General features: G+C 58.4%; 17 protein-coding genes. 9 read left to right on the top strand and 8 right to left on the bottom strand.

All coding sequences use genetic code 11. The features are described from left to right. The first annotated feature begins 55 nt into the window (after positions 1–55). From E1180_RS02905 to E1180_RS02935, 7 genes are all read left to right on the top strand, one after another. The gene (locus E1180_RS02905; protein WP_155189589.1) at positions 56–1129 is read left to right on the top strand and encodes a pyridoxal-phosphate dependent enzyme; all 1074 of its coding nucleotides are present in this window, start codon (positions 56–58) and stop codon (positions 1127–1129) included. Continuing rightward, positions 1122–2261, top strand: coding sequence for a M24 family metallopeptidase (locus tag E1180_RS02910; RefSeq protein WP_155189590.1), 1140 nt, complete (start codon positions 1122–1124; stop codon positions 2259–2261). The genes E1180_RS02905 and E1180_RS02910 overlap by 8 nt, the downstream gene beginning before the upstream one ends. A 10-nt stretch (positions 2262–2271) precedes the next feature. Then, positions 2272–3012, top strand: a complete 741-nt coding sequence (locus E1180_RS02915; protein WP_155189591.1) for a maleate cis-trans isomerase family protein — start codon at positions 2272–2274, stop codon at positions 3010–3012. Positions 3013–3158: 146 nt separating this feature from the next. Next, positions 3159–3296 (top strand): hypothetical protein, encoded by a 138-nt coding sequence (locus E1180_RS02920; RefSeq protein WP_155189592.1) that lies wholly within the window; start codon positions 3159–3161, stop codon positions 3294–3296. A gap of 108 nt (positions 3297–3404) precedes the next feature. Next, positions 3405–4439, top strand: a complete 1035-nt coding sequence (locus E1180_RS02925; protein WP_155189593.1) for an aspartate-semialdehyde dehydrogenase — start codon at positions 3405–3407, stop codon at positions 4437–4439. Positions 4440–4520: 81 nt separating this feature from the next. Then, positions 4521–5261: a TenA family protein gene (locus E1180_RS02930; protein ID WP_155189594.1), complete on the top strand. Its 741-nt coding sequence runs from the start codon at positions 4521–4523 to the stop codon at positions 5259–5261. A 6-nt stretch (positions 5262–5267) separates the two neighbouring features. Next, positions 5268–6161 carry a DMT family transporter gene (locus E1180_RS02935; RefSeq protein ID WP_283404562.1) on the top strand — a complete coding sequence of 298 codons (894 nt, stop codon included), beginning with the start codon at positions 5268–5270 and terminating at the stop codon, positions 6159–6161. A 36-nt stretch (positions 6162–6197) separates the two neighbouring features. Here the strand turns inward: E1180_RS02935 and E1180_RS02940 are convergent, their stop codons facing one another. The 7 genes from E1180_RS02940 to E1180_RS02970 all read right to left on the bottom strand — a co-directional run bounded on the left by E1180_RS02940 (position 6198) and on the right by E1180_RS02970 (position 12446). Beyond that, a complete protein-coding gene (locus E1180_RS02940; protein WP_155189595.1) occupies positions 6198–6812 on the bottom strand; it encodes a hypothetical protein in 615 nt (204 codons plus the stop codon). 57 nt (positions 6813–6869) lie between these two features. Beyond that, a complete protein-coding gene (locus E1180_RS02945; RefSeq protein ID WP_155189596.1) occupies positions 6870–7370 on the bottom strand; it encodes a DinB family protein in 501 nt (166 codons plus the stop codon). A 10-nt stretch (positions 7371–7380) separates the two neighbouring features. Then, positions 7381–8055: a carbonic anhydrase gene (locus E1180_RS02950; RefSeq protein ID WP_155189597.1), complete on the bottom strand. Its 675-nt coding sequence runs from the start codon at positions 8053–8055 to the stop codon at positions 7381–7383. 233 nt (positions 8056–8288) lie between these two features. Further along, positions 8289–8600 (bottom strand): P-II family nitrogen regulator, encoded by a 312-nt coding sequence (locus E1180_RS02955; protein ID WP_155189598.1) that lies wholly within the window; start codon positions 8598–8600, stop codon positions 8289–8291. A gap of 4 nt (positions 8601–8604) precedes the next feature. Beyond that, a complete protein-coding gene (locus E1180_RS02960) occupies positions 8605–9600 on the bottom strand; it encodes a sodium-dependent bicarbonate transport family permease (RefSeq protein WP_283404563.1) in 996 nt (331 codons plus the stop codon). A gap of 304 nt (positions 9601–9904) precedes the next feature. Continuing rightward, positions 9905–10276 (bottom strand): hypothetical protein, encoded by a 372-nt coding sequence (locus E1180_RS02965; protein WP_155189600.1) that lies wholly within the window; start codon positions 10274–10276, stop codon positions 9905–9907. 172 nt (positions 10277–10448) lie between these two features. Next, positions 10449–12446, bottom strand: a complete 1998-nt coding sequence (locus E1180_RS02970) for a protein meaA (protein WP_155189601.1) — start codon at positions 12444–12446, stop codon at positions 10449–10451. Positions 12447–12729: 283 nt separating this feature from the next. Here E1180_RS02970 and ccrA point away from each other — a divergent pair, with 283 nt between their 5' ends. Continuing rightward, positions 12730–14025, top strand: a complete 1296-nt coding sequence (gene ccrA, locus E1180_RS02975; RefSeq protein ID WP_155189602.1) for a crotonyl-CoA carboxylase/reductase — start codon at positions 12730–12732, stop codon at positions 14023–14025. Positions 14026–14223: 198 nt separating this feature from the next. Continuing rightward, positions 14224–14778: a CAP domain-containing protein gene (locus E1180_RS02980; RefSeq protein ID WP_341873541.1), complete on the top strand. Its 555-nt coding sequence runs from the start codon at positions 14224–14226 to the stop codon at positions 14776–14778. On the opposite strand, the gene E1180_RS02985 is transcribed toward E1180_RS02980, so the two are convergent. Then, positions 14773–15222 (bottom strand): SH3 domain-containing protein, encoded by a 450-nt coding sequence (locus E1180_RS02985; protein WP_155189603.1) that lies wholly within the window; start codon positions 15220–15222, stop codon positions 14773–14775. The two genes, E1180_RS02980 and E1180_RS02985, sit on opposite strands and share 6 nt — an antisense overlap. Positions 15223–15372 lie beyond the last annotated feature (150 nt).

Genomic DNA, 15372 nt, shown 5'->3' on the forward strand with positions numbered 1-15372 from the left:
CCTTGCCAGCAGGCCTTTGACCTGATGCTGTACGGCAAAGAAAAATGAGGACCGCATGCAGTTTCAGAACAATCCATGGAAAGGCACAGGCCTGCCAGATTTGACCGGTCTTGCCGATGGCAATGTTTCCCATGAGGTGGAGCAAGCGAAGACCCTCTTTGCCCCTTACAAAGGCCAGGACCCGACACCTCTCGTCGATGACCGGACCATGGCGGCCGAGCTCGGCCTTGGCGCTCTTTATATCAAGGATGAGAGCAGCCGGATGGGTCTCGGCAGCTTCAAGGCCCTGGGAGCCGGTTATGCGATTGCGAAGTCCGCCAGCAACGGCACGGCGGAAAGCGGAAACAAGGCCGATCTCGCGGACATCACCTTTATTTGCGCCAGCGCCGGCAACCACGGTCTGTCCATGGCATCCGGCGCCCGGAGGTTTGGTGCAAACGCCGTGGTTGTCATTTCCGAGACAGTTCCGGAGGCCTTTGCCCAGAGGCTGAGAGCCCTGGGCGCCGACGCCGTTCGTGCCGGCAAAATCTACGAAGAGAGCATGGCGGAGGCTGAACGGCTTGCCGCCGAAAATGGCTGGCACCTCCTCCCGGACAGCACCTGGCCCGGAATGACGACACCCGGCCATGATGTGATGGAAGGCTATCTCATCATGGGGGATGAAGTGGCAGCGCAGGTGCCCGAACCCCCAACTCATGTGTTTTTGCAGGCCGGTGTTGGTGGCATGGCTGCCGCATGTGCCGTGAGTGCCAGGATTGCCTGGGGCGGCGCCCCGCAGATCATTATTGTGGAACCGGACGCTGCGCCTGCTCTTTGGGCGAGTATCGAAGCCGGCCGGCTTGCCGTTGGCGCTGGCCCCGTTTCCAACATGGGCCGGCTCGACTGCAAGGAGCCCTCCCATCTGGCATTGAAATATCTGGCCCGTGAAGCAAACGGTTTCGCGCTGATTTCCGATGACGAGGCATCGCAGGCGGTCGATTGGCTCGCCGGACATGGCCTCAAGACCACTCCGTCCGGCGGCGCAGGCATCGCTGGCGTTCTTCATGCCAAGGCAAACAAGACCGCACTTGGTCTCGACAGCGCCTCCCGCGTTCTCTGCTATTTGTCCGAAGGTCCGGAAGATGGTTGATTTGGACTTTGCCACCAGCGAATTCGAGCAAAGAACAGAACGCGCGCAGACACTCATGAGCGAACAGTCGCTCGACGCCCTCCTGTTTATGACAGAGCCGGAAGTTCGCTATTTCACCGGGTTTCGAACGTTGTTTTGGCAAAGCCCGGCCCGGCCGTGGTTTGTAATCGTCCCAAAAACGGGAAAGCCAATCGCGGTCATCCCGCAAATCGGCACGCATTTGATGGCAAGCACCTGGATCGACGACATCCGGACCTTTGCGGCGCCCCACCCTGATGATGAAGGCATTACGGCACTTGCCAACGCCCTGACCGGCTCAGAAAAAATCGGCCTGCCCATGGGCCGCGAAAGCGTCTTGCGGATGCCGCTGAAGGACTTCCGTCTTCTGACATCAAAGCTGCGCCATGCCACGTTCGTTGATGCCTCCCCGCTGATCCATGCCCTGCGACAGATCAAGTCCGAAGCGGAAATCGCAATTCTGAAGACAATTTGCGCGATTGGCTCCAAGAGTTTCGGAAACGCGGGCAGCTTGTTTCATGAAGGTCAGACCTTGAAGGAGGCCTTTCGGGCCTTCAAAATCGACCTCATCAAAAATGGCGCAGATGATGTGCCCTATTTGGTCGGCGGCGCCGGGCAAGGCGGTTACGGCGATGTCATATCGCCCCCATCGGAGCAAAGGCTTCAGTCCGGCGATGTGTTGATGCTCGACACAGGCGCGACACTGAAGGGCTATTTCTGCGATTTTGACCGCAACTATGCCATCACCCATGCCAGCGAAACCGTTCAATCTGCCCACCGGACGCTTGTGCAGGCGGCTCATGCGGCGGCCTCGATTGCGCGCCCCGGAAAGACGTGCGCTGATCTGTTCAAGGCCATGATTGAGGTCATCGGCCAGAGTGACAGCGACGTCGGCCGGATGGGTCACGGGCTCGGCAGTCAGCTGACCGAAACGCCGTCATTAACCCATTTCGACAACACTGAGCTGGGCGAACGCATGGTTCTCACGCTGGAACCAAGCCTGTCGCTTGGCGGCGGCAAGATGATGGTCCACGAGGAAAATATCGTCATCCGCGACGGAGAGCCTGAGTTTCTCAGCACACCTGCGGAGCCGGATATTCCGGTGATCGGATAAGGGCGGTGAGATGGATCTGAACTTCGTTTGTGATGACGGACTTGCACAACGCGCCGCCTTCGGCCTGATTGTTCTGCAAGCCGACGAGACAATGGAAAACGAATTCCGGACGCTTTTTGATTTAAAAGGCGTCACACTCAACCATGCGCGCATCCCGAGCGCACCGGACGTCACACCGGATACGCTGATGCGCATGAAAGAGCAGCTAACCGGAACGGCGGCCCTGCTGCCGAGCGCACGCCCACTGGATGTCATTGGATATGGCTGCACGTCTGCATCAACCATCATTGGATCGGACACCGTCGCGGCGGCAGTGCAAAAAGCCCACCCGACTGCCAAAGTCACCAATCCGGCCGCCGCGGTCATAGCCGCGCTTCAGAAACTGAAGGTGAAAAAGATTGGCGTTGTTACGCCATATATCGCCGAGGTTTCCAAGGCCGTGGTGACCCTTTTGGAAAACAACGGCTTCACCGCAGACAAAGTTGGTTCCTTCGGCCAATCGGAAGAAGCCGTCGTGGCGCGGATCGCCGCAGACTCGGTGGAAGCAGCAATCTGTTCCGTCGGCGACGCTCCGGACATTGAGGCCGTTTTTGCGTCCTGCACCAACCTGCGCACTTTCCCGATCATCGAGGCCTGCGAAGCAAAACTGGGCAAACCAGTGATCAGTTCCAACTCCGCGCTCGCCTGGCACATGATGCAACTGGCCGGACTTGAGACCAAAGGACGTGGACCGGGCCGGCTTTTCGGATAAGAAGACGCAGCTTACGCCCGTTGCCGAAACAGCACGATATCAGGCAAAGGTCACCTTCCTGGCCGTAGGTGATCTTTGCAGGTTGACTTCCCAAGCGTTCCGGGCAAAAACACGCCGTCTTTTGTGAACCAACGTGCGAGTTTTCGATGAAACGGCTGAAAGCCGACATTCTGGATATGTTGTCCGAAGCTCTTGCCAGCGCAACTTTTTTGCGCGGCGAGACGAAGACGCATGCCGCGACCGCATATAAACGCACAACAAAGACCACCAAGACCACCGCTTAAGGTGCTGCTCATCCCGTGCTCCCCGGGGATGGGGAGCGCTGAAAGCCAAGGCTGTCCGGAAACAGGGCAGCCGGCGAAGCGGGGAGACGGATAAGGACCAGACCGAAAATGGGTTTCAAGATCGCAATCGCTGGCGCAACCGGAAACGTTGGCCGGGAGATGCTGGATATTCTCGCAGAGCGCGGCTTTCCGGCTGATGAAGTTGTCGCCCTGGCGTCCCGCCGCTCTCAGGGAACGGAAGTCTCCTTCGGGGATAAAACTCTGAAAGTCCAGGCGATGGAGAATTACGACTTCTCCGATACCGATATCTGCCTGATGTCCGCTGGCGGCACCATTTCCAAAGAATGGTCCCCAAGGATCGGCGCCAAGGGCTGCGTTGTCATCGACAACTCTTCCGCCTGGCGCTATGACGCGGACGTGCCGTTGATCGTTCCTGAAGTGAATGCCGATGCCATTACCGGCTTCACCAAAAAGAACATCATCGCCAACCCAAACTGCTCCACTGCACAGCTTGTGGTCGCTCTGAAGCCGCTTCATGATCACGCCAAGATCAAGCGCGTTGTCGTTTCCACGTACCAGTCGGTTTCCGGCGGCGGCAAGGACGCGATGGAAGAGCTGTTCAACCAGACCCGTGCGGTTTTCGTGAACGACCCGATCGAGCCGGAAAAATTCACCAAGCGGATCGCCTTCAACGTGATCCCGCATATCGACAGCTTCATGGAAGACGGCTACACCAAGGAAGAATGGAAGGTGCTGGCCGAAACCAAGAAGATGCTTGATCCGAAGATCAAGGTGACCTGCACCGCGGTGCGCGTGCCGGTTTTCATCGGCCACTCGGAAAGCGTCAACATCGAGTTTGAAAACGAGATTACAGCCGAGGAAGCCCGCAACATTCTGCGCGAAGCGCCCGGTTGCCTCGTCATCGACAAGCAGGAAGACGGCGGCTATATCACGCCTTACGAATCGGCCGGTGAAGATGCGACCTATATCAGCCGGATCCGTGAAGACGCGACCGTCGAGAACGGGCTGAACATGTGGGTGGTTTCCGACAACCTGCGCAAAGGTGCGGCGCTCAACACAGTCCAGATCGCCGAGGTTCTTGTGAACCGTGGCTTGATCTCCCCGAAAAAGGCAGCTGCCTAAATCTGATTAGACGGGCGCCTCGGGCGCCCGTTTTTAACTGCCCTGCCTTCTTGTTCGTCTTCATTCACAGAGTTTGATCTCATGACCGAGGCATTCGCCGGGTCCTTCCAGGATTTCCTGCTGGCTAACCCCAATGCCAGGTTCACGGATTGGCTCGCCGACCGCGCCGAACCGCACTGGAGCGCCGCCACCGGTCATGTGTTCACCAAGGCCATCGGCGACGGCACGATGCCGGAAGACGCCTACGCGCGCTATCTCATTGAAGACTATACTTTCATAACCGATCTTGCCGCGACACTCGGCTATCTGGTGGCAAAGGCCCCGTCGATGCGCTCCAAGGCGCGGCTCGCCGGATTTCTCGCGTTGTTGACGTCGGAGGAAAACGACTACTTCCTGCGCTCGTTCGAGGCGCTTGGGGTTTCTCCGGCCACTTATGAAACCGCCGCGCAGGGACCGGTCACACGTGCGTTTGCCAACCTGTTGATGTCTTCGGCTGGCCAGGGCACCTATGCTGAGGGCCTGGCGTGCTTGCTTTGCGCGGAATGGTGTTACCTGACCTGGGGGCTGCGGGAGGCCCGCAAGCCGCGCCCGGAACAATTTTATCTCGCCGAATGGATCGACCTTCACGCCGTTGAGGGTTTTGAAAGTTTCGTCAACTGGATCCGGGAGGAAATGGACCACACCGGCGCTGCGTTGCCTCCTTCAGAGCAGCAAAAAATCGCCGATCTGTTCCGGCAAATGTGCATTCTGGAAGTCGCCTTCTTTGACGCTGCTTGGACCGGAACACCCGGCGCCGCCGCCAGCAAGACCAGCGGGGTCTAGCAGCCTGTGTTCATTTATGAAGCCGCTGCCGTTGGCGCCGCCGCCTTGTGGGCCATTGGCGGCCTGATTTCAGCCGCACCATCCCAGCATCTTGGCGCCATCGCGTTCAACAAGATCCGCATGATCCTGGTGTTTGCGATGCTGGCCGGATATGTGGCGCTGACCACGGGCTGGACGTCGATCACCCCGGACCACTATCTGCCTCTGATCCTGTCCGGTTTCATTGGCATCTTTCTTGGCGACACCGCCCTTTTCCTGACCTTGAACCGCATGGGACCGCGCCGGACGGCCATGCTGTTCTCGCTGAATGCCCCCATGTCCGTCATCCTGGGCTGGATCTTTCTGTCGGAAGAGCTCACGCCGATACAGATTGCGGGAATTGCGCTTACGTTTGCGGGTGTTCTCCTGGCCATCCGCTTCGGAAAACGGCCATCGCAGCTGCATCAATGGGAAAGCATCAAGGGCCCCTTGTGGGCAGGTGTTCTGCTTGGTCTGGCAGCTGCGCTCTCACAGTCCATCGGATCTCTGATTGCGCGACCGGTCATGGAAACCGGCGCCGACCCTGTTGCCGCCTCCAGTATCCGCGTCGGTGTTGCAGCCCTTGGTCTGATTGTCCTCACGCAGCTGCCATTCACCTGGGTCAAGCCGGCCGGAAAGATGACCGTGCCGATCCTTGCAGTCGTCGCCTTGTCGGGCCTGATCGGGATGGGGATCGGCATGACGCTGATCCTGTTCGCCCTGACAGGCGGCGAAGTCGGCATTATCGCGACGCTCTCGGCCACCACCCCCGCGCTCATGCTGCCGATGCTGTGGTGGCGGACCAAAGAAATTCCGGCCCTTGGCGCCTGGGCCGGTGCCGGTCTGGTTGTTGTGGGCAGTGCATTGCTGTTTTTAAACTGACGCTTTCGGGCATCAATTTTTAAAAGACACCGCGCGTCACGATCTGTCAGAAGGCACCGTGATCACGATTGTGCCCAGTGCCAAACAGCATGCGGACAAAAGATCGTCGTCCGCCAAGCCCGCGCGCAGCCTCAGAACCCAGTCAAAGTCTGCAAAAAGTCTCCGGACCTTTCCAAACAATCCCTTTGGCGGCTCGGGATTGCGCGGCTCCCGCGAGATGTAACCGATGATCTCGCCGCCTTTCATCAGATGGTATGCATCCGGCCAGCCGTTCAAGGCATTGCGCAGGAGCTGATCTTTCAGCTTGGTTGCATCCAGCATCGCCAGCTCTGCCCCGGAGCGGATCTGCGCTTTCCAGCCCGTTGATGCAAGATTGGGAGCTTTCAAGTACCCGGCTTGGGCCTTATTATCCATGAAGACCCAGCTCATCCCGCCCAGACCGGTCTTGCCTTCAAGAGACCCGTTGGACCCGGAATGGCTTGTAACCTCAGTCCGGCCCATCATGCTCCGCTTCGAAAACAGGAACTCGAAGCAATGATCAGATTGATCGGCAACCACCGAGTAGCGCTCGACCGTGCCTTTGGGCAGATCGGCCGCGTTGGTCGTCCGCTGAATCCGATAGGAGATAGGAAAATCACTGATCCGGTGCATCTTGTGTTCCCAGGGTCAGGAGCCATTCTCAGTAAAAAGGAATTGCCGAAACGGCCATTACATCAAATCCGGCATGAACGGCAGATCGGTTACACCAATATCAATCCCGGCCTGGGTTAAAAGCGTCGAAATCTGGCCCCGATGATGCGTCTGGTGATTGAACATGTGGGTCACCAAGAGCCATTTCGGGCGGACCTTGGTGAGACCGCGCGTGTTCGTCCATTCCAGCTCCCCGGCCAGCCATTCCGGCGTCAGCGTTCCGGTGAAGGCAATAATGTCGCCGGCGATTGCCAGATGCGCCGATTTCAGGCCTCCAAAGTCGGCGTAAAGATCAACACCCATGCCCTTGATCTCATAAGGATGCCCTGTAAACCGGCTCATCCATGCGCGGTCCGCAAACAATAAATGGTTCAATGTCGAGTGGACGGACTTGAAGAAGGCGCCCCGGTCCCGCTTCCGCTCCTCGTCGGTCATCTGACCCGACGCAGCGTATAGTTTCTCGCTCATCCAGAGATTGTAGGCGGCCATACGCCTGTACAGGGCCGGATCGGCGCTCATGCCGGGCCCCTTATTCGGCCGCGGCAATGGGGATTGGAATTGCCTTCGGGCCGTTTGCCGTTTCAAACCGCTCTGTGGCCGGATCCATCACCCGGAGTTCCGCAGACCCGATGTCAAACCAGGCGCCGTGCAGCTGCAGCTCCCCGCGTTCTACAGCCTCTTTGATGAACGGAAAAGTCATCAGGTTCTTCAAGGACTGGCGGACACCGGCATATTCCATGGCCAGCTGCGGATCTTCAATCTTGTCGACCGGCATGCAAGCCATAGAGATGGCTGCCGGTTCCAGGAGCTTGATCCAGCGGCCGATGAACCCGCTCGGCGGGTGATCCTGATTGGCACTTTCCCGGAAGGCTTGAATGCCGCCGCACTTGCAATGCCCCATGACGACGATGTGCTTCACATGAAGACCCGTCACACCATACTCGATGGCTGCACTTGTACCGTGCTGGCCCTCGGTGGCCTCGAACGGTGGAACCAGATTGGCGACATTACGCACGACAAACAGCTCGCCCGGACCGGCCCCAAAGATACCTTCCGGCGTCACGCGGCTATCGCAGCAGGAAACCACCATGACGTCCGGGGTCTGACCGTAGATCGCCAGGTGTTCCTGGATTTCCTTGTGGCGCACAAAGCCCTTGTTCAGATAACGGCTGTATCCGCTCAGCAGTTCGGATGGGAAAGCCATCGCCGCGATCTCCTACCACTTGGCGCGCCAGAACCACCGGGTCTTGAGGAAAACACCCAATGATGCCTGGCTGCTTAGCAATCGGTCCGCGTTGGACGGCAAACCGTTTCCGGTTTGGTGTCCGCTGATCTGATTGCAGTCCAACAGTATTACGGGATCGTCTTTGCCCGCCCAATCAGGGGAAGTACTTACACGCCTTCAGCAATGCAGCTAAAGGACTGTCCAGATGCCTTTTAGAACCGTTCGGCGCGCAAGACCTGGCAGTCGGAAACGCAAACGACACCGATGTGACGCTCAACAACACCGAAAGCGGCTTCCAGGAGCTGATCCAGCCGCTCAGGCCGGATGATGCAAATAATGGTTACCATGCCGCCCGCGCGCGACACCTGGCCCTCCCGGCTCCAACGCCCGGACCGGCCACTTCCGCCCAGAACCGGCAAGATCGTGTAGCCGGTCACCCCGGCACGGTCCAGGGAATCGGTCAGACGGTTTTCCATCGGCGCTTCGATGGTGATCTCCACCCGCTTGGCCTGTTTCATTTCCATGCGTCTATCCTCCGAACGCCTGCGCCATGGTCAAGTAAAGCGGGATACCAACTGTCAGATTGAATGGGAAGGTGATCCCGAGAGACATGGTCAGATAGATGGCCGGGTTTGCATCTGGCAAGGCGACACGCATGGCCGCGGGGACAGCGATGTAAGAGGCGGAGGCAGACAGGGTCATGAGAAGAACCGTGCCGCCCGGCGACAAGCCGATCAACAGCGCTGCGGCAAGACCGGCCAGCGAGCCGAGAACCGGCATGAGGATACCGAACAGGATAAGCCCGGGGCGCAGCTGATGCGCACTCGCCCTCAGCCCCCTCCCGGCGACAAGGCCCATATCCAGCAGGAACAGGCACAACACGCCTTTGAACGGAGACACGATGAAGCTCTCGATATCGGCCAGGCCCTTCGGCCCGGAGATCAGACCGATTGCAAAGGAGCCGAGCAGCAGCACGATCGATCCGTTCAGGAGGATCTCACGGTAAAGACCCTTGGTATCTTGTGCTTGATCCGCTTGCTCTTTCGGACTGGAGTAGCGTGCCGCAATCCAGAGCGCCGACAAGATGGCCGGGGCCTCCATCGCAGCTGCGACAGCAACCATGTAACCTTCGCTGGCAATTCCCTGGCTCTGCAAAACGGATGTGGCAGCCACAAAGGTGACGATCGAAATCGAACCGTAGTGACCGGCAACCGCGGCGGCATCGATCGTGCCGAGCTGCGTCATGACCCGCAACAGACCAAAGGCTGCGAAGGGGATTGCAAAGGAAAGGACCGTGCCCGCGACCAACGAGAGTAGGAGCGTGGAGTCGACCCCATGCGAGGCCACACTGACGCCACCCTTGAAGCCGATGGCGAACAAAAGATAGATCGATAGGGCTTTGGCTGCCGCTTCGGGTACCGAAAGATCGGACCGCACCAGCGCAGCGCCAAGACCAAGTGCAAAGAACAGGATGATCGGCGACAGAAGATTCGTCGCCGCCAGCGTCAGAACCGTATCGGCCACAGTGGCGTTACCCCTTGGCTTGAGCCGCAAGACCGGCCTGAATGGACCCAGCGCCAGCCAAGTATACCTACGTAATCGAGGCCATATGAAACACTTTTACGGAAGATACAAGGGTGACGGGCAGATTAAGACGCTCCGCGAAGCAGATCATTCATGGGTCATCACCACAAGACTTGAGAGCCGGAAATTCAATTACCGGCTTTAGCGCGTGTCGCATTCTTTCGGATTCATCATGTGTCGTCTTTTGCGTTGAAATCATTGATTTTAGAAAGTGAAAGACGACACCGATCAAATGCGATTTGCTCTAGGTCGCAACATTCACCGTATGCTCATCCTCGTCTGCAGACGGATCTTCATAGGCATGCCGGATATTATCGGCCGATGTGTACCCGGCCGGTCCGCGCAGGGGCTGAACGGGACCATGGTCAATTCCAGGCTCGAGCACACTGAGGGCGGTCGCCCGGTATGCGGCAACCCCATCAAGAGCATGGTCGACATAATGATGGTCATCAACGAGGACCGCAGGCTCTTCGTTGGAAGACCCTGGTTCCTGATCCGGGCGCTGTGCGTCACGCTTTTTGTGCTGACCGGCACCATGACCGTCGCGATCAGCTGGATACTCTGTCGCATGCGCCACGGATTGCGGCCCCTTGGGCCTTTCAATCGTGTTCGCCATTTCGGCCTCCTGGCCTTCACAGAATAACCGCCTTCTGGCGGCCTTAACAGAGTATGTGAAAAATTCGTTAACGAATACTTACGTAGCGGAACCAAAATCCAATCGGTCACAGCAGACAATAAGACACGCTTCCGCTTCGTGATGCGTGCGACCGAGACCCGCCGGGAAGTATTTAAGCAGCGCGTTCACCGGCGTGTCCGGCAATCTTCACAACATCGGCCATGATGTCCGTCAACTGGAAATCCTTGGGCGTATAAACGGCCGCGACGCCTTGAGCCTTCATTTCCCGCGCATCCTCGTCGGGGATAATACCGCCGACCACAACCGGGATGTCATCCGCTCCAGCCGCACGGAGCCGGTCCAGCACATCCCGGACCAGCGCCAGATGCGACCCTGACAGGATCGACAAGCCGATCACATGGACGTCTTCTTCCACCGCAGCGTTCACGATTTGCGCTGGTGTGAGACGAATGCCTTCATAGACGACTTCCATGCCGCAATCCCTTGCGCGCACGGCAATCTGTTCCGCCCCGTTCGAATGTCCGTCGAGTCCCGGCTTCCCGACAAGAAACTTCAGCCGGCGTCCCAGTTTCGCGGAGACCGCCTCCACATCCCGCCGGACAGCATCCAGGTCGCCGGCCTCTTCGCGGGCAGCTTTACCGACGCCCGTCGGGGCGCGGTATTCGCCAAACACTTCGCGCAAGGTCCGGCCCCATTCGCCAGTCGTTACCCCAACCTTGGCAGCGGAAATGGAGGGCTCCATGATGTTCCGGTTTTCACTGGCGGCGGCTCTCAAGTCCTTGAGAGCGGCATCGACCGCAGCCTGATCCCGTGCCTCACGCCAGGCTTTCACTTTCTCAATTGCCTCGCCTTCAACATGTTCCGGAACGGTCAGAATTCCGCCGTCTTCCCCCGCCGCGAGCGGAGAAGGTTCGCTTTCAATATATTTGTTCACGCCAACGACAACCTGGTCGCCGGTTTCAATTCCGGACAGCCGTTCGGAGTTGGCGTCCACCAGTTGGCGCTTCATGTAACTTGATTCAACGGCGGCAACGGCCCCGCCCATGTCATCGATCCGCTTCAGCTCCGAACGGGCCTCATCCTTCAAGGCCTCGACCTTGCGGGTAATTTCTTCGGACCCATCGAAGATATCGGCATAGTCCAGCAGGTCGGTCTCATAGGCGACGATCTGCTGCATCCGCAAGGACCACTGCTGGTCAAACGGGCGCGGCAGGCCGAGCGCCTCGTTCCAGGCCGGCAATTGAACCGCTCTTGCACGGGCATTTTTGGACAACACCACCGCCAGCATTTCGATCAGGATGCGGTAGACGTTGTTTTCCGGCTGCTGTTCCGTCAGGCCAAGCGAGTTGACCTGAACGCCATAGCGGAAGCGGCGGTAACGCTCGTCCTCAACGCCATACCGTTCCCGGCAGATCTCATCCCAGAGCTCGGTAAACGCGCGCATCTTGCACATCTCGGTGATGAAGCGCATGCCCGCATTGACGAAAAACGAGATCCGGCCGACGGCTTTGGGAAAGTCCTCTTCCGGGATCGCCCCGCCGGCTTTCAGATTGTCGAGAATGGCAACCGCGGTCGCGAGCGCAAAAGACAGCTCCTGCACCGGCGTCGCACCTGCCTCCTGCAAGTGATAGGAACACACATTCATGGGGTTCCACTTGGGCATGTTGGAGTAGGTCCAGGCGATCACATCCGTTGTCAGGCGCAAGGAGGGGGCCGGCGGGAACACGTAGGTTCCGCGCGAGAGATACTCCTTGATGATGTCATTCTGCGTTGTGCCGGACAGCAAACTGCGGTCGGCGCCCTGCTCATCGGCCGCCGCGATATAAAGCGACAACAACCACGGAGCGGTCGCATTGATCGTCATGGACGTATTCATGCGCTCCAGCGGGATCTCGTGAAACAGCGTGCGCATGTCGCCCAAATGGGAAACCGGCACCCCAACCTTGCCCACTTCCCCCTTGGCCAGGAGATCATCCGGGTCGTAGCCGGTCTGTGTTGGAAGGTCGAACGCAACGGACAGGCCGGTCTGGCCTTTGGCGAGATTTCCCCGGTACAACTTATTCGATTCGGCAGCCGTCGAGTGTCCGGCATACGTGCGGAAGATCCAAGGACGATCCCGCTCCTGCTTGCCCTGGCCTGTTGCACTCATCTTGGCTCTCCTCCTAAGGCACTCAACTGCCTCGACTATTCTCACTGTCAGCGGCGCGTACGCGGTCCGTCTTTTCACAAGCCGCCCCGTGGCGGACCTTACGTGCGCGCAAGATTTCTCTCGCAATGCAAAATATGCTTGGCATCAAAACGCAAGTTAAGCAATAGTCGTATAGATGACGCTTCAATTTTGAACAATAGTTGCGCAAAAGCCGGTTTCCAGCCGGCAACTTTTTTGCGCTTGCGAAATTCTAAGGCCATTGAACACGCCCTGGGAGGGGAGAATGACAGCAACAGCCGAAGCCAACGACAATCGTACGCTTGGAGATGCTCCGGTGAAAGATCTTTACGAAATCGGTGAAATTCCGCCCCTCGGGCACGTGCCGAAAAACATGTATGCCTGGGCCATCCGGCGGGACCGGCACGGTGCCCCCGAAGACGCCATGAAAGTGGAAGTCGTCCCAACATGGGAGCTGGACAGCCACGAAGTTCTCGTGCTCGTGATGGCCGCCGGCGTCAACTACAATGGCATCTGGGCAGGCCTTGGCGAACCAATCAGCCCGTTCGACGGCCACGGCGCCCCCTTCCATGTTGCCGGGTCTGATGCGTCCGGAATCGTTTGGGCGGTCGGCGACAAGGTCAAACGCTGGAAGGTCGGCGATGAAGTCGTCATCCACTGCAATCAGGATGACGGGGACGACGAAGAGTGCAATGGCGGCGACCCGATGTTCTCGCCCACCCAGAGGATTTGGGGATATGAGACACCGGATGGCTCTTTCTCACAGTTTACCAGGGTCCAGGCGCAACAGCTTATGGCGCGCCCGAAACACCTGACCTGGGAAGAAAGCGCCTGCTACACCCTGACCCTGGCGACCGCCTACAGAATGCTGTTCGGCCACCATCCGCACGAACTCAAACCCGGCCAGAATGTTCTGGTCTGGGGCGCCTCGGGCGGGCTGGGCTCCTATGCCATTCAGCTGATCAACACGGCCGGTGCCAATGCGATTGGTGTGATTTCCGATGAGGACAAGCGCCAATTCGTGATGGATCTCGGTGCAAAAGGCGTGATCAACCGCAAGGACTTCAAATGCTGGGGTCAGTTGCCGAAAGTCGGTTCGCCCGAATACGGGGAATGGTTCAAGGAGGCCCGCCGTTTCGGCAAGGCCATCTGGGACATCACCGGAAAAGGCAACAATGTCGACATCGTCTTTGAGCACCCGGGGGAAGCCACATTCCCAGTGTCGACATTCGTCTGCAAAAAAGGCGGCATGGTCGTGATCTGCGCCGGAACATCCGGCTTCAACACAACATTTGATGTTCGCTACATGTGGATGCACCAAAAACGCCTGCAAGGGTCGCACTTCGCCCATCTTCAGCAAGCGTCAGCCGCAAACAAGCTGATGGTGGAACGCCGGATCGATCCATACATGTCGGAGGTCTTCCCGTGGGACCAGATCCCGCAGGCCCATACCAAGATGTGGAGGAACGAACACGCCCCGGGCAACATGTCGGTTCTGGTCTGCGCCCCGACGACCGGCTTGCGCACACTCGACGACGTGTTGGAGGCGTCAAAGCGCTAATCCGAAATCTCGAACTCCCCAGAAGGCTTCCATAAGCCTTATGCAGCCTGCCAGTCCGCTTATGCGGGCTGGCTTTTTCCTTGTTGATGAGAGGAAGCTTTTTAGGGACCGCCGCAATTCTGCTCAGGTGTTTCAGCAGGAGGAGCTAACATCTACGCGAATCGCAGCTGCTCAATGCTGCCGGGGAGTTTCTTTATCGTGCCGACCGCCCTTTCTTTCAAAACTCTTCTTCTGGCAGGGCTTATGTGCGGTGCCGGGGTAATCGTGAGCGGATGTACCGGCGACAGGATGCAAACGCCGCCCTTTTACACCGATCTGGCGAATACGAGTGACAAGGTGGATGCCGCGACAGCGGCACAAATGATCTCCCAATACCGTGTCAACAATGGCTTGCCGCCAGTCGTGCCAGATGCCCAGCTTTCCGCCATTGCGCAGACACAGGCAGATGCCATGGCCGCAGCAGGGTCGGTTCGCGCGTCTCTGGCCCCCAACCTTCAACTGGCAACGCGGATGACGTCCATTGGGGAGCCGAAGACCGCGGCCTCCGAAAATGTGAGCGCGGGCTATCGCACCTTTGCGGAAGCCTTTTCCGGCTGGCGCGAATCGCCAAAGCACAATGATGTTCTCTTAATGAAGGACGCAACGCGCCTCGGCATTGCAACGGCCTATTCGGCCACTGCAAAGCACAAGGTGTTTTGGTCGCTGGTCGTGGCCGGCAACAAACCGGCCGCCAATACGGGCGCCGGCCTATAGCGCCGGTTCGAAGTACCGCCGTGGGTACGGTGTGTAATCGCGGTAAGGATACGGATAAGGCCGGTAGGGCTGGTTTGCGATCGCCGGCCCACCATAGACCGGATAGTTCCGATGATAGCGTTGAACACCGACGCTTGCACCCGCGTTCGGGATCGGACGGCCGTAATAGATGCCGTCCCCGCCGTAACTCAGGTATTTGCCCGAAACCCAGCCCTTGGTGGTGGTAAATGCCGCGTCACACCAACGGTAATCCGCAGTACATCCGAAAATCGTGACACCCCCGCCGCGCGGAATCGTTGTCAGGACCGGATAGTTGGTTCCCGGCCCGGCGCGCATGTTCAAATTGGCCGTCGTATAGGCAATTGCAGGGCGGGACTGCGCCAGTGCAGGTACGGACATGATCAAGATGGCCAAAACGGCCAAGGGTATACGGGCAAGCGGCATGCTTTACTCCCAATCAAACAAGAATGCGCCCTGACCTCGTCTGGTGTGAGGGCATATCATGGCGAAAATATAACGCCAGCCCTGCCCCAAGCTGATCCACCTTCGGCTTGGCGCCAAAAAGACTTGCATACCGGACCGGCAAACGGCTTC

Source organism: Roseibium denhamense (genome assembly GCF_009711415.1).
Taxonomy (GTDB): Bacteria; Pseudomonadota; Alphaproteobacteria; order Rhizobiales; family Stappiaceae; genus Roseibium; species Roseibium denhamense.

Excerpts from the sequence above, each read along its gene's own strand:
- E1180_RS02970 (WP_155189601.1), bottom strand. The coding sequence starts at position 12,446 with ATGAGTGCAACAGGCCAGGGCAAGCAGGAGCGGGATCGTCCTTGGATC.
- ccrA (WP_155189602.1), top strand. The coding sequence starts at position 12,730 with ATGACAGCAACAGCCGAAGCCAACGACAATCGTACGCTTGGAGATGCT.
- E1180_RS02925 (WP_155189593.1), top strand. The coding sequence starts at position 3,405 with ATGGGTTTCAAGATCGCAATCGCTGGCGCAACCGGAAACGTTGGCCGG.
- E1180_RS02910 (WP_155189590.1), top strand. The coding sequence starts at position 1,122 with ATGGTTGATTTGGACTTTGCCACCAGCGAATTCGAGCAAAGAACAGAA.
- E1180_RS02905 (WP_155189589.1), top strand. The coding sequence starts at position 56 with ATGCAGTTTCAGAACAATCCATGGAAAGGCACAGGCCTGCCAGATTTG.
- E1180_RS02915 (WP_155189591.1), top strand. The coding sequence starts at position 2,272 with ATGGATCTGAACTTCGTTTGTGATGACGGACTTGCACAACGCGCCGCC.
- E1180_RS02930 (WP_155189594.1), top strand. The coding sequence starts at position 4,521 with ATGACCGAGGCATTCGCCGGGTCCTTCCAGGATTTCCTGCTGGCTAAC.
- E1180_RS02955 (WP_155189598.1), bottom strand. The coding sequence starts at position 8,600 with ATGGAAATGAAACAGGCCAAGCGGGTGGAGATCACCATCGAAGCGCCG.
- E1180_RS02940 (WP_155189595.1), bottom strand. The coding sequence starts at position 6,812 with ATGCACCGGATCAGTGATTTTCCTATCTCCTATCGGATTCAGCGGACG.
- E1180_RS02950 (WP_155189597.1), bottom strand. The coding sequence starts at position 8,055 with ATGGCTTTCCCATCCGAACTGCTGAGCGGATACAGCCGTTATCTGAAC.
- E1180_RS02920 (WP_155189592.1), top strand. The coding sequence starts at position 3,159 with ATGAAACGGCTGAAAGCCGACATTCTGGATATGTTGTCCGAAGCTCTT.
- E1180_RS02965 (WP_155189600.1), bottom strand. The coding sequence starts at position 10,276 with ATGGCGAACACGATTGAAAGGCCCAAGGGGCCGCAATCCGTGGCGCAT.
- E1180_RS02985 (WP_155189603.1), bottom strand. The coding sequence starts at position 15,222 with ATGCCGCTTGCCCGTATACCCTTGGCCGTTTTGGCCATCTTGATCATG.
- E1180_RS02945 (WP_155189596.1), bottom strand. The coding sequence starts at position 7,370 with ATGAGCGCCGATCCGGCCCTGTACAGGCGTATGGCCGCCTACAATCTC.